Source organism: Pseudomonas sp. FG6 (assembly GCF_057809015.1).
In genome coordinates this window covers 150631-169470 of the sequence record NZ_JBMDJD010000003.1, presented here as the reverse complement: position 1 = coordinate 169470, position 18840 = coordinate 150631, and the positions used below count along the sequence as shown (strand labels likewise).

Below are 18840 nucleotides of genomic sequence, written 5' to 3'. Positions count from 1 at the left end.
GGGAAAGTAGAGCAATTGCGCAGCATTCTGCCAAAGAATACCTGTCGGCTTTCTGAAAAAAAGTTCATTGGCCGGCGAGCGGATTTCCTGGCTTGGATCAACACTTGGTCACAAATAATCCCTAACATAAATCTGATACGCACCATCATGCTGCATCTGCTCCCCTGTTTGGCGCGCTGTCGGGGTTCGATGCGAAACGGTGATGGTGTGCCGCAAGGAGCCGAGACCTCACTGAACTTTCAAGGAAGAGCTGCATGATGCAACCTCAAGACCCTCTACGCCGTAAATTCGATATCCAGCCACTGACCCAGGCCGACATGACGGTGCGCCTGGATGGGCGAACCGTCAATGCCGCCCAGGGCGAAACCGTTCTCACCGTCATCCAGTCCCTGGGGCAACGCCAGGTTGCCCGCAACGACCACGGTCGGATCAGCGGCGCGTACTGCGGCATGGGCGTGTGCCAGTGCTGCCTGGTCAAGATCGATGGCCGCCACAAGCGCCGCGCCTGCCAGACCCTGGTGCGCCCTGGCATGCAGATCGAAACCCGGGCCAATCGCCTGACCGAAATGGAGGCGCCATGAGCCTCGATCCGGTCATTGTCGGCGGTGGGCCGGCGGGCATGGCCGCAGCCATCGAGCTGGCCTCCCACGGGGTGCGCTGCACCTTGCTCGAAGAGGCGCCGCGCCTCGGCGGCGTGGTGTATCGCGGACCGCTGCGCGATGGCGTCAGCCTGGACTACCTGGGACCGCGCTACAGCGAAGCCCTGGACAAACTCCACGGGGAATACCAGTGCCACGCCGGGTTGATCGACGTGCGGCTGAGCAACCGCGTCATCGGTGCCGAAGGGTTCCGTTCGCTGGTGCTGCTCGACGCCGACGAGCGCCTGGGCGAGGTCGCGTATTCCCATCTGATCCTGGCGGCCGGTTGTCATGAACGCAGCGTGCCGTTTCCGGGCTGGACCCTGCCGGGGGTGATGATGCTCGGCGGCCTGCAGTTGCAGATCAAGAGCGGGGTGGTCAAGCCGCCCAGCCCCGTGGTAATCGCCGGCACCGGCCCGTTGCTACCGTTGGTGGCCTGTCAGTTGCACGCGTCGGGCGTGGCGGTGGCGGGCGTCTACGAGGCCTGTGCCTTCGGCAAGATTGCCAGGCAGAGCCTGGCCTTGCTGAACAAGCCGCAACTGTTCCTCGACGGCCTGGGCATGCTGGCCTACCTCAAGCTCAATCGCATTCCCGTGCGCTATGGCTGGGGCGTGGTGCGGGCGGACGGCGAGGATGAATTGAGCACCGTCACCGTCGCCCCTTATTCCAGCGATTGGGCGCCCGACTTGAAACGCGCCGAACAGGTGCCGGCCCAGACCCTGGCGGTCGGCTATGGTTTTATCCCGCGTACCCAATTGAGCCAGCAGATGGGCCTGGAGCACGGCTTCAGCGAGGATGGCTACTTGCGCGCCGTGTCCGATGCCTGGCAACAGAGCAGCGAGGCGCACATTCACCTGGCCGGCGACATGGGCGGGATTCGCGGTGGCGAAGCCGCCATGCTGAGCGGGCGCATCGCGGCGCTGTCGATCCTGATGCAGCGCAACGTGCTCGATCCCGCCACCGCCCTCGCGCACCGCCAGCGCTACCAGGCGCAGCTTGAGCGGATCGTTCGCTTTCGCGCCGCCGTGGACCGCTACACTCAGCGCGGTGCCGGGCAAACCGCGTTGCCGACGGCCGAGACGGTGATCTGCCGTTGCGAACACGCCACCCGCGCCGACATCGACCGGGCCCTGGAGCAGGGCGTGCAAGACATGGCCAGCCTGAAAATGCGCACCCGCGTGAGCATGGGCGATTGCCAGGGGCGGATGTGCGTCGGCTATTGCAGCGACCGCTTGCGCGCCGCCACCGGGCGTGCCGATGTCGGCTGGTTGCGACCGCGCTTCCCCATTGAACCGATTCCCTTTTCAGCGTTCCAGCACGTCGGCACGGAGGCCGTTTCCCATGATTAAGCAATACGATGTGGTCATCGCCGGTGGCGGGGTGATTGGCGCGGCCTGTGCCTATCAACTGTCTAAGCGCAAGAACCTGAAAATCGCCCTGGTCGACGCCAAGCGTCCTGGCAACGCCAGCCGTGCTTCGGCCGGCGGCCTGTGGGCCATCGGCGAGTCGGTGGGCCTGGGTTGCGGGGTGATCTTCTTTCGCATGATGTCGGCCAACCGCAAGCGCCAGACCCAGGGCGCCGCCGTGGCGGTGGACGCCAGCACGCCGCACATCCTGCCCCAGTCGTTCTTCGATTTTGCCTTGCAGTCCAACGCGATGTATCCGCAGTTGCACCGCGAGTTGCTGGACAACCATGGCATGGATTGCAAGTTCGAGCGCACCGGGCTCAAGTTCGTGATCTACGACGACGAAGACCGCTTGTACGCCGAGCACATCGTGGCCTGCATCCCCCATCTGGCCGACCAGGTGCGCTGGCTCGACCAGGCGGCCCTGCGCGAGGCCGAACCGACGGTCAGCCATGAAGCCTTGGGCGCGCTGGAGTTTCTCTGCGATCACCAGGTCAGCCCCTTCCGCCTGGCCGACGCTTACACCGAAGGCGCGCGGCAGAACGGCGTCGACGTGTTCTTCAACACCAACGTAACCGAGGTGCTGCGCAGCGGAAAACGGGTGACCGGGGTGAAAACCGCCGAGGCCGGCACCTTCATTTGCCGGACCCTGATCAATGCCGCCGGCGCCTGGGCGGCGGACCTGAGCGAGCAGGCCACCGGCGTGCGGATCCCGGTCAAGCCGGTCAAGGGGCAGATCCTGCTGACCGAGCGCATGCCGAAGATCCTCAACGGCTGCCTGACCACCAGCGATTGCTACGTGGCGCAGAAAGACAACGGCGAAATCCTCATTGGCAGTACCACCGAAGACAAGGGCTTCGACGTGACCACCACTTATCCCGAGATCGAAGGGTTGGTGCAGGGCGCGGTGCGTTGTATTCCCCAGTTGGCCGACATCAACCTGAAACGGACCTGGGCCGGCCTGCGCCCTGGCTCACCCGACGAACTGCCTATCCTCGGGCCGATGGCGGGTGTGGAAGGCTACCTCAACGCCTGCGGGCATTTCCGCACCGGCATCCTGACCTCGGCCATCACCGGGGTGTTGTTGGACAAGTTGGTGAACGACGAGCCGTTGCCGCTGGACATCACCCCGTTCCTGGCGGATCGCTTCGAGGTGGCGCCCATCAATGAGCTGAAGGCGAAGGAGCTGGCTTGAGGTAATCCAGTGAGTTGGGGATGGTGAATGCCATCTGTGGGAGCAAAGCTTGCTCGCGATGACTGCAGCCCATTCAATATTGATGCAGGCTGACTTACCGCTGTCGCGAGCAAGCTTTGCTCCCACGGGAGGGGGATGTGAAACCGAACTTGGCGCTATTGCATCGGCGTACTGACAAACGCCTCCAACCCCTCGGCGTAGGCAGTGAATGCGCTGATCGACGGGAATGACTGGCCCCGCACCTGGTCCGCTACCACCAGGTTGGTGAAGCTCCAGGCTACCGCCACGGTAATGCCCGCCTGATCGAGGGTGCCGTCGGTGTCCAACGGTTGTTTCGCTAGTTCCTGCTCCAGCATCCGGTAGGCCGCCGCCAGTTGGCCTTCCACGCGCTCCACCCAGGGGGCGTGCTGGATTTGCTCCGGTCGCAGGTTGCGCTCGTAATACAACTGCACCGATTTCTCGCAGGCCGCCAATGCCAGCCCGATCAGGCGCAATGATCGCAATCGTTGTGCGAGGTCATCCGGCATCAGGCTCTTGCCCGGCGCAGCCAAGGCCTGCAGGTAATCGATGATCAACGTGGAGTCCATCAGCACCGTGCCGTCATCGAGCACCAGGGTCGGTGCCTTGACCACCGGGTTGATGCCCTGGAACCGCTGGAAATGCCTGAACACCGAAACCGATTCATGCTCCAGGGCAATGCCCAGGCACTTGGCGCTGATCGCGACGCGTCGTACATAGGGTGAGTCCAGCATACCGATCAGTTTCATGGTGCCTCCTTCAACGATGCGGGCAGGGTGCTCAGGTGTCAGTCCTCGAACCCCACCTGTTCATGGATTTCGTCCACTTTCAGTTCCAGCCGGTAAGCCACGGCGATGAACAACGCCTGGCACAGGCACAACGTGGCGCTTAGCGAACGGAAGGCGAACGAACTGCCTTCGTTGACCAGCAGCACCGCGTTGGCCCGTTTGGCCAGGGGCGAGAGGTTGCTGTCGGTGATGATCAGCGTCTTGGCCTGGTGATGCTGGGCGATGCGCAGGCAGTGCTGGGTTTCCTTGCCGTAGGGCGTGAAGCTGATGGCGATCACCAGGTCGTTGGCCCGCACGCTACGCATCTGCTCGCGATAGCTACCCCCCAGGCCGGAAACCAGGTGGATGCGCTTGTTGGTGTGTTGCAGGTTGTACACCAGGTAATCGGCCACTGCGAACGAGCGCCGCACGCCCACCACATAAATGTTGTCGGCATTGACCACCAGGTCCACGGCTTTTTCGAACGCCTGGTCGTCCAGTTCCAGGCCTAGGCGCTCGATGCCCGACAACGTGGCGTTGACGCACTCGCGGGCCAGGTCGCCGCCGCTGGCTTTCTGCGACTTGTTGGCGATCATGCTGCGGATGCGCTGCTGGTAGTTCTGCACCGGCGTGGTCTTGTGGGTATAGGCCTCGCGGAACAGCGCCTGCATTTCGCTGAACCCGCTGAACCCGAAGCGCTGGGAAAAGCGCACGATGGCCGACGGGTGCACTTCGCATTCACGGGCGATGTCACTGATGCGATCGACCATGATCCGGTCGCGCTGCTGGCTCATGTAGCTGGCGATGCGCTTGAGTTGGCGCGGCAGGCTTTCGTACTCGTCGCTAATGAGTTGCAGCAGACGCTCGGCATTGATCGGTGGGCTGGAGAGGGCGCTTTCGGACGTACTCTCGGACGGCGCCGGCAGATCGGTGCGGGTCATGGAAAATCCTTCTGGCTTGTTCTTGTGGGCCGTCCGCAGAACGGTCGGCCCCGACAAATAGGTTGGCTGGTCGCAGTCTACAGCGTAGGTGAGGGGAAAATCATGGGCGGGCGCGATCACTGTCCTATGCTGAAACGATGCACTGTCATAAGTTTATTGGAAAAAATATTCTACATATAAATTTTATAGAATAAATATTGATTGTTGGCTGCCGCTCGTTTTAGTCTGCCCCCACCAAGAGCGTTGGCGCCGGCCACCGGCAGCGACGCAGGCTGATAAAAATAACAGGAGCCAGCATGGGCCAGACTCGTTTTGCCAGTGGGCGTCAATTGGATGTGATCTGCCTGGGACGCCTGGGTGTCGACCTCTATGCGCAGCAAGTCGGCGCGCGCCTGGAAGACGTCGCAAGCTTCGCCAAATACCTGGGGGGCTCGTCTGCCAACATCGCCTTCGGCACCGCGCGGTTGGGGCTCAAGTCTGCGATGTTGAGCCGGGTGGGGGACGATCACATGGGCCGCTTCCTGGTGGAGTCTCTGGCGCGCGAAGGCTGTGATGTCAGTGCCATCAAGGTTGACCCTGAGCGTCTGACGGCCATGGTCCTGCTGGGCATCAAGGACCGCGACACCTTTCCCCTGGTGTTCTACCGGGAAAATTGCGCCGACATGGCGCTACGCGCCGAAGACATCGACGAAACGTTCATTGCCTCCAGCAAGGCCTTGCTGGTGACCGGTACCCATTTCTCCACCGAAGGCGTCTATAACGCCAGCCTCCAGGCGCTGGACCATGCCCGCAAGCATGGGGTCAAGTGCATCCTCGACATCGATTATCGGCCGGTACTCTGGGGCCTGGCGGGCAAGGCCGACGGTGAAACCCGTTTTGTCGCCAGCCAGAACGTCAGCCAGCATGTGCAAGCGATCCTGCCGCGTTTTGACCTGATCGTCGGCACTGAAGAGGAATTCCTCATTGCCGGCGGCAGCGATGACCTGCTGGCCGCGCTGCGCACGGTGCGCTCACTGACGGCGGCGACCCTGGTGATCAAGCTTGGCCCGCAGGGCTGCACGGTGATCCATGGCGCCATCCCGAACCGGCTTGAAGACGGCGCGATCTATCCCGGCGTGCAGGTTGAGGTCCTTAATGTACTGGGTGCCGGTGACGCGTTCATGTCCGGTTTTCTCGCCGGTTGGCTGGAGGAGGCCAGCGATGAACAGTGCTGCCGGCTGGCCAATGCCTGTGGCGCCCTGGTGGTCTCGCGTCACGCCTGTGCCCCGGCGATGCCGACCCGGGCCGAACTCGACTATCTGTTCGACAGCCCGCTATTCAACAGCCCGGCGTCGATCACCCGACCGGATCAGGATCTCGTGTTGCAACGCCTGCACCAGGTGAGTGTGCCGCGCAAGGCCTGGAAGCAACTGTTCATTTTTGCGTTCGATCATCGCTGGCAACTGGTGGAACTGGCCCACAAGGCCGGACGCGATCTCTCTTGCATCGCAGCGCTCAAGCAACTGTTCGTCCGGGCGGTGGAACGGGTCGAGGCAGACCTGCGCCGCCAGGGCATCGAGGCCGACGTCGGCCTGTTGGCAGACCAGCGTTTCGGCCAGGACGCGCTGAACGCCGCCACGGGGCGCGGCTGGTGGGTGGCGCGGCCGGTGGAGGTGCAGAACTCACGGCCGCTGGCTTTCGAACACGGCCGTTCCATCGGCAGCCAGCTGATTGCCTGGCCTCAAGAACAGATCATCAAGTGCCTGGTGCAATTTCACCCCGATGACGAACCGCTGCTGCGCCTGGAGCAGGAGGCGCAACTGCTGGCGTTGTACAAGGCCTCCCAAACCAGCGGCCACGAGTTGCTGCTGGAAGTCATTCCACCGAAGGATCATCCATCGTCGCACCCGGACGTGCTGTACCGCGCCCTCAAGCGCCTTTACAACCTGGGCATTTTCCCGGCGTGGTGGAAGATCGAAGCCCAGACGGCGCAGCAATGGCGGCAACTGGATGAGCTGATCCAGCAGCGCGACCCGTACTGCCGTGGCGTGGTGGTGCTGGGGCTCAATGCGCCGCCGGCAGCGCTGGCAGAAGGTTTCCGCCAGGCCAGCCAGAGCACCACCTGCCGCGGGTTCGCCGTGGGCCGCACGATTCTCCAGGAACCGAGCCGGGCCTGGCTGGCCGGGGAGATCGATGATGAAGGGTTGATCCGGCAGGTGCAGGGGACGTTTGTGGAATTGATCGATGCTTGGCGTGCTGCCCGTGCTTGATGTACATGGCTTTTGTGGCGAGGGAGCTTGCTCCCGCTCGGCTGCAAAGCAGTCGCAAAACCTATGGATGCGGTTTACCTGTCGAATCGGGGTGGCTGACTTTGGGACTGCTTCGCAGTCCAGCGGGAGCAAGCTCCCTCGCCACAGGTGATCGGTTGAATATTAGAGACAACAATAAAAAGGTACCGCCATGCCCGCTATTCGAATTGGCATCAACCCGATTTCCTGGAGCAACGACGACCTGCCTTCCCTGGGGGGCGAGACGCCGCTGAGTACCGCGCTGAGCGAAGGCAAGGCCATCGGCTACGAAGGGTTTGAACTCAACGGCAAGTTTCCCAAGGATGCCAAGGGCGTTGGCGACGTGTTGCGCCCGTATGATTTGGCGCTGGTCTCGGGCTGGTACTCCGGTCGCCTGGCGCGGCGTTCGGCGGCCGAGGAAATCGACGCCATCGCCAGCCACGTCGAGTTGCTGGCGCAGAACGGAGCAAGCGTGCTGGTGTACGGTGAAGTGGCTGATTCCATCCAGGGCCAGCGCGTTGCGCTGGTCGAGCGTCCGCGTTTCCACACCGACGAAGCCTGGCAAGCCTACGCCGAAAAACTCACTGAGCTGGCGCGCTTTACCTTGGCCCAAGGCGTGCGCCTGGCCTATCACCACCACATGGGCGCCTATGTCGAATCGCCCACGGACATCGACAAGCTGATGGCCCTGACCGGCAGCGAGGTCGGCTTGCTGTTCGACGCGGGCCACTGCTACATGGGCGGCGGCGAACCGTTGCACGTGCTGCGCAAGCACATCGAACGGGTTTGCCATGTGCACTTCAAGAACGTGCGCAAACCGGTGGTGCAACTGGCGCGCAACAACCTTTGGAGTTTCCCCGACTGCATCATCAACGGCACTTTCACCGTGCCGGGGGATGGCGACATTGATTTTGCCGCGTTGCTCGATGTGCTGCTGGCCGCCGATTATCAAGGCTGGCTGGTGGTCGAGGCCGAGCAGGACCCGGCTGTTGCGCCGAGTTATGCCTACGCCAAGAAAGGCTACGACACCCTGCGGGCGTTGCTGCAGGCAAGGGGGCGGTCATGAGCCTGTTGATCAAGAGCCATCCCAGCGGGCGAAACATCGTCCAACTGCCCCCAGGCGAACTGGAATACGTCGGGTTTGCCGCCTACCGCCTGAGCCTGGGTGAAACCCTGCCGGTGGCCGCGGCTGACAAGGAGTTGTGCCTGGTGCTGCTCAGTGGTCGCATCAGCCTCAAGGGCGAGGCGCCGGGGCAGGGGGCCTTCGACTGGGACAACCTCGGTGATCGCCAGTCGGTGTTCGAAGACAAGTCGCCTTACGCCGCTTACCTGCCACCTGGCAGCCAGGCGCAGGTAACGGCCCTGAGCGATGTGCAGGTCGCGGTGTGCGCCGCGCCGGGCGCCGCCCAGAACACCTACGGCCCTCGGCTGATCGACCCGCAGAGCATGAAGCGCAGTGTGCGCGGCAAGGGCGCCAATACCCGCTATGTCTGCGACATCCTGCCCGACAGCGAACCGGCCCATTCGCTGCTGGTGGTGGAAGTGCGCACGCCGTCGGGTCACTCGTCGAGCTACCCACCGCACAAGCACGACACCGACGACCTGCCGCACCAGAGCTTCCTGGAAGAAACCTATTACCACCAGGTCAACCCGTCCCAGGGGTTTGTGTTCCAGCGGGTCTACACCGATGACCGCAGTCTCGACCAGGCCATGGCGGTGGAGAACAGCGACCTGGTGGTGGTGCCCAAGGGTTATCACCCGGTCAGCGTGCCGTACGGGTATGAGTCGTACTACCTGAACGTCATGGCCGGCCCCAAGCGAGCCTGGCAGTTCCATAACGATCCGCAGCACAGTTGGCTGCTGGACCTCTAGCTCGAAAGAATCCCCTGTGGGAGCGGGCTTGAGTCAGCCGCCAGATTTGCGTTTGAAAAGGTGCAAGCATGACCACAACACGACTGACCATGGCCCAGGCCCTGGTGAAATTCCTCGATAACCAATACGTCGAGGTCGATGGCGTCCAGAGCAAATTCATCGCCGGGGTCTTTACCATTTTCGGCCATGGCAACGTGCTCGGCCTGGGCCAGGCGCTGGAGCAGGAGCGCGGCGACCTGGTGGTTCATCAGGGCCGCAACGAGCAAGGCATGGCCCACGCGGCCATCGGTTTTGCCAAGCAGCATCTGCGCCGCAAGATCTACGCCTGCACCTCGTCGGTCGGCCCCGGCGCGGCGAACATGCTGACTGCCGCCGCCACGGCGACGGCCAATCGGATTCCGCTGCTGCTGTTGCCCGGCGATGTCTACGCCAGTCGCCAGCCGGACCCGGTGCTGCAACAGATCGAACAGTTCCATGACCTGAGCATCAGCACCAACGATGCGTTCAAGGCCGTGAGCAAATACTGGGACCGCATCAACCGCCCCGAGCAATTGATGAGCGCCGCGATCCAGGCCATGCGCGTGCTCACCGACCCGGCTGAAACCGGCGCGGTGACCCTGGCACTGCCCCAGGACGTGCAGGCCGAAGCCTACGATTACCCCGATTACTTCCTGCAAAAACGCGTGCACCGCATCGACCGTCGCCCGGCCACCGACGCGATGCTCGGCGATGCGCTGGCGCTGCTTCAGGGCAAGCGCAAGCCGTTGATCATTTGCGGCGGCGGGGTGAGGTATTCCGGTGCCAACGCGGCGTTGCAGGCGTTTGCCGAGCGCTTCGACATTCCCTTCGCCGAAACCCAGGCCGGCAAGAGCGCGGTGGTGTCCAGTCACCCGCTGAACGTCGGTGGCGTCGGCGAAACCGGTTGCCTGGCGGCGAACCTGCTGGCCAAGGAGGCCGACCTGATCATTGGCATCGGCACCCGCTACAGCGACTTCACCACGGGGTCGAAATGGCTGTTCCAGCATCCCGAGGTGCAGTTCCTCAATCTCAATGTCAGCCCGTGCGATGCCGTGAAGCTCGACGGCGTGCAACTGCTGGCCGACGCCCGTGCGGGCCTGGAGGCGCTGTCGGCGGCGATGGGCGACTACCGTGCCGACTGGGGCGGGCAGGTCGCCGAGGCCAAGGCCCAGCTCGACGCCGAAGTCGATCGGGTCTATCAGGCCGACTACCAGGCCCGGGATTTCGTCCCGGAAATCAACGACCACCTGGACCCGGCGGTGCTTCGCGAATTCATCGAACTCACCGGTTCCTGCCTGACTCAGAGTCGCGTGTTGGGCACCCTCAACCAAACCCTGGCCGATGACGCCATCATCGTCGCCGCTGCCGGCAGCCTGCCCGGCGACTTGCAGCGCGCTTGGCGCAGCAAGGGCGTGAACACCTATCACCTCGAATACGGCTATTCGTGCATGGGTTACGAGGTGAACGCGGCGCTGGGGGTGAAACTCGCCGAGCCCGACAAGGAGGTTTACGCCCTGGTGGGCGACGGCTCCTACCTGATGCTGCACTCGGAACTGGCGACCTCGATCCAGGAGCGTCGCAAGATCAATGTGGTGCTGCTGGACAACATGACCTTCGGCTGCATCAACAACCTGCAGATGGGCAACGGCATGGACAGCTTCGGCACCGAATTCCGCTACCGTAACCCGGACACCGGCCAGCTCGATGGCGGCTTCGTGCCGGTGGACTTCGCCATGAGTGCGGCGGCCTATGGCTGCAAGTCCTACACGGTGCGGACCCTCGACGAGCTGCACGCAGCGCTGGCCGATGCGCGCGTGCAAACGGTTTCGACGCTGATCGACATCAAGGTCCTGCCCAAGACCATGATCCACAGCTACCTGTCGTGGTGGCGGGTCGGCGTGGCGCAAGTCTCCACCAGCCCGCGCACCGATGCGGCCGCCAGGAAACTCAACGAACGACTGGGCGAAGCTCGTAAATATTGACCCGTCAGTATTAGTTGCTCTATCCAACGAAAGGAGTTCTACATGTCTTTGAAGCTGGGCGTCATCGGCACCGGGGCCATTGGCCAGGACCATATTCGCCGTTGCAGCCAGACCTTGCTCAACAGCCGGGTGGTGGCGGTGACCGACATCAACCTGGCCCAGGCGGCGAAGGTGGTGGCCGACTTGAAGCTGGCCGCCGAGGTCTATCCCGACGGCCATGCGTTGATCAAGGCGCCGGACGTGGAGGCGATTCTTGTCACCTCCTGGGGCCCGAGCCATGAGGAATTCGTGCTGGCGGCGATTGCGGCCGGCAAACCGGTGTTTTGCGAGAAGCCCCTGGCGGTCACGGCCCAGGGTTGCCGCAATGTCGTCGACGCCGAAGTGGCCCACGGCAAGCGCCTGGTGCAGGTCGGCTTCATGCGCCCCTACGATGAAGGCTATCGGGCGCTGAAGGCGGTGATCGACAGCGGCCAGATCGGCGAGCCACTGATGCTGCACTGCGCCCACCGCAACCCTCGCGTGGGAGAAAACTACAAGACCGACATGGCGATCACCGACACCCTGATCCATGAGCTGGATGTGTTGCGCTGGCTGCTGGCCGATGATTACGTATCGGTACAGGTGGTGTTCCCGCGCAAGACCAGCAAGGCCCTGGCTCATCTGCGCGATCCGCAGATCGTCCTGCTGGAAACCGCCCGTGGCACGCGCATCGACGTGGAGGTGTTCGTCAACTGCCAGTACGGCTACGACATCCAGTGCGAAGTGGTGGGGGAGACGGGCATTGCCAAGCTGCCAGAACCGTCCCAGGTGCAACTGCGCAGCGGCGCCAAGCTGTCCAATGCGATCCTGATGGACTGGAAGGACCGCTTCATCGCCGCCTACGACGTCGAGTTGCAGGCCTTCATCGACGGCGTGCGCGCCGGGCAAGTGGGCGGGCCTTCGGCCTGGGATGGCTACGCGGCGGCGGTGGCGGCGGATGCCTGCATCCAGGCGCAGCAGAGCGGGCAGATCGTCAAGGTAGAACTGCCTGAACGTCCGCGGTTCTATGGTTAAACACCTCCCCTGTGGGACATTTCCCTGTGGGAGCGAGCCTGCTCGCGATAGCGGTGGGTCAGTTTATATCGATGCTGAATGCCAGTCCGCAATCGCGAGCAGGCTCGCTCCCACAGGAGACAGGTTGAAAAATATTTAAATTCTAAAATTAATTGATATGGAAAATAATTTCTAATAGAGTCGATTCCGTCGTCACGCCTTATCCATAAAACCAACAAAAAATGTGGAGAAAGACCGTTCATGAAGACCAAGACCCGTATCGCCTCTCTGGCCCTGTCGTTGATGTTCACCAGCGGCGTTGCCCTGGCGGACCTGAAGATCGGCGTCAGCATGTCGCAGTTCGACGACACCTGGCTGACCTACCTGCGTGAATCCATGGACAAGAAAGCCAAGTCCCTGCCGGACGGCGTCACCTTGCAGTTCGAGGACGCCCGTAGCGATGTGGTCAAGCAACTGAGCCAGGTGGAAAGCTTCATCAGCCAGAAGGTCGACGCCATCATCGTCAATCCGGTGGACACCGCCGCGACCCAGCGCATCACCAAGTCCGCCGTGGCCGCCGGCATCCCGCTGGTCTATGTCAATCGTCGTCCCGATGACCTGAAACTGCCCGCCGGCGTGGTGACTGTCGCCTCCGATGACCTGGAAGCCGGGCGGATGCAGATGCAGTACCTGGCCGAGAAAATGGGCGGCAAGGGGGACATCGTGATTCTGCTGGGCGACCTGGCCAACAACTCCACGACCAACCGCACCAAAGGCGTCAAGGAAGTGCTGGCCAAGTACCCGAACATCAAGATCGAGCAGGAACAGACCGGCACCTGGCTGCGGGACAAGGGCATGACCCTGGTGAACGACTGGCTGACCCAGGGCCGCGAGTTCAATGCCGTGGTGGCCAACAACGACGAGATGGCCATCGGCGCCGCCATGGCTCTCAAGGGGGCCGGCAAGGATAAAGGCAGCGTATTGATTGCCGGTGTGGACGGTACCCCGGATGGCTTGAACGCGGTGAAGAAGGGCGAAATGGCGGTCTCGGTGTTCCAGGACGCCAAGGGCCAGGCCGATGGCTCGATCGACACGGCGGTGAAAATGGTCAAGAAGCAGCCGGTCGAGCAGGCCGTGTGGGTGCCGTATCGGCTGATCACGCCGGAAAACGTCGATCAGTTCAAGTGACGCCCCACCCCCACGACAACGAACGGGCAAGGTCGCCACGCCGACCTTGTCGAGGGAGTACCTGACCATGTTCGCTTCAGCGACTGCTTCGAGCGCCCCGGCGATGACCTTCCGGCCGGACGTAATACCTGACGAACCGTACCTGCTGGAAGTCGTCAATGTCAGCAAGGGCTTTCCCGGCGTGGTGGCCCTGTCCGATGTGCAGCTTCGGGTCCGTCCCGGCTCCGTGCTGGCCTTGATGGGCGAGAACGGCGCGGGCAAATCCACCCTGATGAAAATCATTGCCGGCATCCATCAGCCCGACGCCGGCGAGTTGCGCCTGCGGGGCCGGCCGGTGACGTTCGAGACGCCGCTGGCGGCCTTGCAGGCCGGCATCGCGATGATCCATCAGGAACTGAACCTGATGCCCCACATGAGCATCGCCGAGAACATCTGGATCGGCCGCGAGCAGCTCAACGGCCTGCACATGATCGACCACCGGGAAATGCATCGTTGCACCGCCAGGCTGCTGGAACGCCTGCGCATCGACCTCGATCCCGAGGAACTGGTGGGTCACCTGAGTATCGCCGAGCGGCAAATGGTGGAGATCGCCAAGGCCGTCTCGTATGACTCCGACATCCTGATCATGGATGAGCCGACGTCGGCCATTACCGAGACGGAAGTCGCCCACCTGTTCTCGATCATCGCCGACCTGAAGGCCCAGGGTAAGGGCATCATCTACATCACCCATAAGATGAATGAAGTGTTCGCCATCGCCGATGAAGTGGCGGTGTTTCGCGACGGCGCCTACATCGGCCTGCAACGGGCCGACAGCATGGACGGCGACAGCCTGATCTCGATGATGGTCGGCCGCCAGTTGAGCCAGTTGTTCCCGGAGCGGGAAAAGCCCATCGGGCCCTTGATGCTGTCGGTGCGCGACCTGAGCCTGGAAGGTGTCTTCACAGGCGTGTCCTTCGACCTGCATGCCGGGGAAATCCTGGGAATCGCCGGGTTGATGGGCTCGGGCCGGACCAACGTGGCCGAAGCGATCTTTGGCGTAACCCCCTGCACCGGGGGCGAGATCCTTCTGGACGGTCAACCGGTGCGCATCAGCGACCCACACGTGGCGATTGAAAAGGGCTTTGCCCTGCTGACCGAGGACCGCAAGCTCAGCGGGCTGTTCCCTTGCCTGTCGGTGCTGGAAAACATGGAGATGGCCGTGCTGCCCCATTACGTCGGCAACGGTTTCATCCAGCAGAAAGCCCTGCGCGCCTTGTGTGAAGACATGTGCAAGAGGCTGCGGGTCAAGACCCCGTCCCTGGAGCAGTGCATCGACACCTTGTCCGGTGGCAACCAGCAGAAAGCGCTGCTGGCGCGCTGGCTGATGACCAACCCGCGGATCCTGATCCTCGACGAACCGACCCGTGGCATCGACGTCGGTGCCAAGGCCGAGATCTATCGCTTGATTGCCTACCTCGCCAGCGAAGGCATGGCGGTGATCATGATTTCCTCGGAACTGCCGGAGGTGCTGGGCATGAGCGACCGGGTGATGGTCATGCACGAGGGCGAACTGATGGGCACCCTCGACCGCAGCGAAGCGACCCAGGAACGCGTGATGCAACTGGCTTCGGGCCTGGCCTGATGCCAGCCAACTATTCCCGTGGCGAGGGAGCTTGCTCCCGCTGGGGCGCGAAGCGTCCCTGTTTTGGGGCTGCTACGCCCGAGGCGTCGGACCGACCCAGCGGGAACAAGCTCCCTCGCCACCGATAAAAAAGGTATGTGGCTATGAACGCAATACTGGAAAACAAACCCGCAACGGCACTGACCAGGACGCGCCGACGGTTGCCGACGGAACTGAGTATCTTCCTGGTGTTGATCGGCATTGGCCTGGTGTTCGAACTGTTCGGCTGGATCATGCGCGACCAGAGTTTCCTGATGAATTCCCAGCGCCTGGTGCTGATGATCCTGCAAGTGTCGATCATCGGCCTGCTGGCCATTGGCGTGACCCAGGTGATCATCACCACCGGTATCGACCTGTCGTCCGGCTCGGTGCTGGCGCTGTCCGCCATGATCGCGGCCAGCCTGGCCCAGACCTCGGATTTCGCCCGGGCCGTGTTCCCCTCGCTGACTGACCTGCCGGTGTGGATTCCGGTAGCGGCGGGGCTGGGTGTCGGGCTGTTGGCCGGCGCGATCAATGGCAGCATCATTGCCGTCACCGGCATCCCGCCCTTTATTGCGACCCTCGGCATGATGGTCTCGGCCCGCGGCCTGGCGCGCTACTACACCGAAGGCCAGCCGGTGAGCATGCTGTCGGATTCCTACACCGCCATCGGCCACGGTGCGATGCCGGTGATTATCTTCCTGGTGGTGGCGGTGATCTTCCACATTGCGCTGCGCTACACCAAATACGGCAAATACACCTACGCCATCGGCGGCAACATGCAGGCGGCGCGTACCTCGGGGATCAACGTCAAGCGGCATCTGGTGATCGTCTACAGCATTGCCGGGTTGCTGGCGGGGCTGGCCGGGGTGGTGGCCTCGGCGCGGGCCGCGACCGGACAGGCGGGCATGGGCATGTCTTATGAGCTGGACGCCATCGCGGCGGCGGTGATTGGCGGTACCAGCCTGGCGGGTGGGGTGGGGCGCATCACCGGGACGGTGATCGGCGCGCTGATCCTGGGGGTGATGGCCAGCGGGTTTACCTTTGTCGGCGTCGATGCCTACATCCAGGACATCATCAAGGGCCTGATCATTGTGGTGGCCGTGGTGATCGACCAGTACCGCAATAAACGCAAACTCAAGCGCTAAAGGCCCTTGGGCTGCGACAAAGCGCCACGCCTGATACGCGCGGCGTTGCCATTTGTCTTCTAAATGCAGCCACTACGGCGAATTTCTTGTTATAAACGCATTCCGACGACCGCCGAAAGCTTGTCAGAGAACATTTGCAGGGGTTGTCAGACATTTTCCCTATGTTTTCAGTTGCTGATGCCTCCACTCGGCCTTAGACTGCCGCCCCTCATAAATTGAGTACCGGGTGGCGCTTGGAATAGAAAGCGCCTTCCGATGAGCGCGGCAGAGGCGCTGCGGGACGCACCATAATTCGCCTTAATGCACGTTTTTTGATAGAGAAATCAATGACAAAGGAAAAGTTGCTGGCCATGCCGGCGGATGACTACATGAATGCCGAGCAGCTGGCTTTCTTCACCAAGCTGTTGCAGAACATGAAAGTCGAAACCCACGAGCGCATCGAACAGAACCGAATCGCCATTGAGAGCCTGGACTCCCCGGCTGACCCGGCCGACGCTGCTTCCGTAGAAGAAGAGCGTACCTGGCTGGTCAACGCCATCGATCGCGACCAGCGCATGCTGCCTCAACTGGAGCAGGCCCTGGACCGCATCAACGACGACAGCTTTGGCTGGTGCGACGACAGCGGCGAGCCTATCGGCCTCAAGCGCCTGCTGATCAGCCCGACCACCAAGTACTGCATCGAAGCCCAGGAACGTCACGAGCAGATCGACAAGCACCAGCGTCAGGCCTGATTCGCGCTTTTCCGCAAAAGATCGCGACCTTTTTTCAGAAGGTCGCGATCTTTTGCTTTTGTGCGCCTTTCGTTCGCGCCCGTTGAGCGGCTGCAAGAACGCGACTAATGGACCATGGATAATGGCTCTGTAGTGGCGTTTAATGCGGTCATAACAACGAGAATATGGGTGACGAACATGGCGACAGACGGAACGCTGGCGGGCGCGGTGCCGGCCTCGGTACCTGGGACAAAAAGCACGGCGCGCTGGCTGACGCCGACCTTGCAGAGTCTCGCCCTGGCATTGCTGCTGTGCGGCATGACGCTGGGCGGCTGGTCACTGTACCTGGGGCTGCCGCTGGTCATGCTCATCGTCTGGTTGCCGCGCCTGCGCTCGCGCATGGCGACGGTGCCTGCAGCCACGACCGACAATCTGGCCGAGCTGACCCGCGACTTGTCCTACACCACCAGCCATAACGCGCTGTCGGCGGCCGGTGTCGCTTATTCGGTCAGGCAGTTGGCCGGCAAGGTCCAGTCGCAACTCGATGCGGCCGCGCAGATCGTCGGCAACGCCGAATCCATGATCGCCACCGAACAAGCCACCTCCCAATTGAGCCAGCAGGCCTTGGGTGCCGCCAGCGAGGCCCATCGCAGCAGCGTGGCCGGACGCAGTGAACTGGTGGAGTCCATCAGCCGCATGCACCAGCTCAGCCAGCGCGCCAACGACAGCCGTGAGTTGATCGAAGCCTTGAGCGTGCGCAGCGATGAAATCCAGCGGGTCAGCCTGGTGATCCAGTCGATTGCCAGCCAGACCAACCTGCTGGCGCTGAACGCCGCCATCGAGGCGGCCCGGGCCGGTGAGCACGGCCGTGGGTTCGCGGTGGTGGCCGATGAGGTCCGGGGCTTGGCCGGGCGCACGGCTGCGGCGACCGGCGAGGTCGGGGTGATGGTGGCCGACATCCAGCAGCGCACCGCCCAAGTGGTGGAGCAGATCCGCCAACTGGCCGCTGACCTGGACAGTGGCGTGCAGCAGGTCGAGCACACCGGCCAGCACCTGGAAAACATCGCCCGGCTCGCCGCCGGCGTCGAAACCCAGGTCAGCGCCATCGCCCAGGGCACTGACACCAACCGTGAACAACTCGACAGCCTGTTCCATGCCATCGAGCAGATGCGCAGCGACCTGGCCATCAGTGACCAGCAGACCCAGCGCCTGGCCGAGGCGGCCGTGCAAATGGAAGGGCAGGCCGAGACCATCAGCGAACGCCTGGCCGAGGTCGGCCTCGACGATTATCACCAACGGGTCTACGACCTGGCGCGGGAAGGGGCGAGCCAGATCGCCGCGCAGTTCGAGGCCGACATCGACCAGGGGCGTGTCAGCCTGGAGGATCTGTTCGACCGCAACTACCAGGTCATCCCCAACACCCAGCCGGCCAAATACCAGACCCGTTTCGACCGCTACACCGACCAGGTGCTGCCAGCGATCCAGGAACCGTTGCTGGCCCGGCACGAGGGGCTGGTGTTTGCGATTGCCTGCACCCAGCAGGGCTATGTGCCGACCCACAACAAGGTCTTCAGCCAGCCGCTGACCGGCGATCCTCAAGTGGACACGTTGAATAACCGGACCAAGCGCAAATTCTCCGACCGCACCGGGATTCGCTGTGGCAGCCATCAACAACCGGTGCTGTTGCAAACCTACACCCGCGACACCGGCGAACTGATGCATGACCTCTCCGTGCCGATCATGCTCAAGGGCCGTCATTGGGGTGGCTTGCGGCTGGGGTACAAGCCGGAGAAGCCGCGTTAGGCGCTTTGCCCCTGTGGTGAGGGAGCAAGCTCCCTCACCACAAAAGCTGCTTTGTCATTAGCGGTGGCTGAGGCTACCTACCGCCGTGCAATCGCACGTTCAGTTGGTCCACCAGCACCGCCTCTTCACCGTCGGCCAACAACCCGTCCCTGAGCAGTTCCCTTTGCAGGTCCGACCAGAAGCCGGCCTCGACCAGCTTGGTCCGGTGTTCCCGAG

Annotated in this window: 15 protein-coding genes and 1 pseudogene; 13 read left to right on the top strand and 3 right to left on the bottom strand. The window is 62.7% G+C overall.

What is annotated here, in order from left to right:
* Positions 1–257: 257 nt before the first annotated feature.
* The 3 genes from hcnA to hcnC are packed head-to-tail and all read left to right on the top strand — an operon-like array spanning position 258 to position 3239.
* The gene (gene hcnA / locus ACODSJ_RS03125; RefSeq protein ID WP_489100401.1) at positions 258–581 is read left to right on the top strand and encodes a cyanide-forming glycine dehydrogenase subunit HcnA; all 324 of its coding nucleotides are present in this window, start codon (positions 258–260) and stop codon (positions 579–581) included.
* Positions 578–1987, top strand: a complete 1410-nt coding sequence (gene hcnB, locus ACODSJ_RS03120) for a cyanide-forming glycine dehydrogenase subunit HcnB (protein ID WP_489100331.1) — start codon at positions 578–580, stop codon at positions 1985–1987. Before hcnA ends, hcnB begins: the two co-directional genes overlap by 4 nt.
* On the top strand, positions 1980–3239 hold the full coding sequence (gene hcnC, locus ACODSJ_RS03115) for a cyanide-forming glycine dehydrogenase subunit HcnC (protein WP_489100330.1): 1260 nt from the start codon (positions 1980–1982) through the stop codon (positions 3237–3239). Before hcnB ends, hcnC begins: the two co-directional genes overlap by 8 nt.
* 155 nt (positions 3240–3394) lie before the next feature.
* Here the strand turns inward: hcnC and ACODSJ_RS03110 are convergent, their stop codons facing one another.
* A complete protein-coding gene (locus ACODSJ_RS03110) occupies positions 3395–4006 on the bottom strand; it encodes a glutathione S-transferase (protein WP_489100329.1) in 612 nt (203 codons plus the stop codon).
* Between the two features lie 38 nt (positions 4007–4044).
* Positions 4045–4965 (bottom strand): MurR/RpiR family transcriptional regulator, encoded by a 921-nt coding sequence (locus tag ACODSJ_RS03105; RefSeq protein ID WP_489100328.1) that lies wholly within the window; start codon positions 4963–4965, stop codon positions 4045–4047.
* A 296-nt stretch (positions 4966–5261) separates the two neighbouring features.
* Between ACODSJ_RS03105 and ACODSJ_RS03100 the strand changes: the two genes are divergently transcribed.
* The 10 genes from ACODSJ_RS03100 to ACODSJ_RS03055 all read left to right on the top strand — a co-directional run bounded on the left by ACODSJ_RS03100 (position 5262) and on the right by ACODSJ_RS03055 (position 18624).
* The gene (locus ACODSJ_RS03100; RefSeq protein ID WP_489100327.1) at positions 5262–7214 is read left to right on the top strand and encodes a bifunctional 5-dehydro-2-deoxygluconokinase/5-dehydro-2-deoxyphosphogluconate aldolase; all 1953 of its coding nucleotides are present in this window, start codon (positions 5262–5264) and stop codon (positions 7212–7214) included.
* A 190-nt stretch (positions 7215–7404) separates the two neighbouring features.
* The gene (gene iolE / locus ACODSJ_RS03095) at positions 7405–8298 is read left to right on the top strand and encodes a myo-inosose-2 dehydratase (RefSeq protein WP_489100326.1); all 894 of its coding nucleotides are present in this window, start codon (positions 7405–7407) and stop codon (positions 8296–8298) included.
* The gene (iolB, locus tag ACODSJ_RS03090; protein WP_489100325.1) at positions 8295–9104 is read left to right on the top strand and encodes a 5-deoxy-glucuronate isomerase; all 810 of its coding nucleotides are present in this window, start codon (positions 8295–8297) and stop codon (positions 9102–9104) included. The genes iolE and iolB overlap by 4 nt, the downstream gene beginning before the upstream one ends.
* Positions 9105–9172: 68 nt before the next feature.
* Positions 9173–11104: a 3D-(3,5/4)-trihydroxycyclohexane-1,2-dione acylhydrolase (decyclizing) gene (iolD, locus tag ACODSJ_RS03085; RefSeq protein ID WP_489100324.1), complete on the top strand. Its 1932-nt coding sequence runs from the start codon at positions 9173–9175 to the stop codon at positions 11102–11104.
* Positions 11105–11146: 42 nt separating this feature from the next.
* The gene (gene iolG / locus ACODSJ_RS03080) at positions 11147–12157 is read left to right on the top strand and encodes a bifunctional inositol 2-dehydrogenase/D-chiro-inositol 1-dehydrogenase (protein ID WP_489100323.1); all 1011 of its coding nucleotides are present in this window, start codon (positions 11147–11149) and stop codon (positions 12155–12157) included.
* 240 nt (positions 12158–12397) lie between these two features.
* The gene (locus ACODSJ_RS03075) at positions 12398–13324 is read left to right on the top strand and encodes a sugar ABC transporter substrate-binding protein (RefSeq protein ID WP_489100322.1); all 927 of its coding nucleotides are present in this window, start codon (positions 12398–12400) and stop codon (positions 13322–13324) included.
* Between the two features lie 67 nt (positions 13325–13391).
* Positions 13392–14945: a sugar ABC transporter ATP-binding protein gene (locus ACODSJ_RS03070; protein ID WP_489100321.1), complete on the top strand. Its 1554-nt coding sequence runs from the start codon at positions 13392–13394 to the stop codon at positions 14943–14945.
* A 143-nt stretch (positions 14946–15088) separates the two neighbouring features.
* Positions 15089–16111 (top strand): ABC transporter permease, encoded by a 1023-nt coding sequence (locus ACODSJ_RS03065; RefSeq protein ID WP_489100320.1) that lies wholly within the window; start codon positions 15089–15091, stop codon positions 16109–16111.
* Positions 16112–16437: 326 nt separating this feature from the next.
* Positions 16438–16842: a TraR/DksA family transcriptional regulator gene (locus tag ACODSJ_RS03060; protein WP_072396172.1), complete on the top strand. Its 405-nt coding sequence runs from the start codon at positions 16438–16440 to the stop codon at positions 16840–16842.
* A gap of 177 nt (positions 16843–17019) precedes the next feature.
* Positions 17020–18624, top strand: a complete 1605-nt coding sequence (locus tag ACODSJ_RS03055) for a methyl-accepting chemotaxis protein (protein WP_489100319.1) — start codon at positions 17020–17022, stop codon at positions 18622–18624.
* Between the two features lie 73 nt (positions 18625–18697).
* Here the strand turns inward: ACODSJ_RS03055 and ACODSJ_RS03050 are convergent.
* Positions 18698–18823: pseudogene (locus ACODSJ_RS03050) on the bottom strand (DUF2789 family protein); the annotation flags it as partial.
* Positions 18824–18840 lie beyond the last annotated feature (17 nt).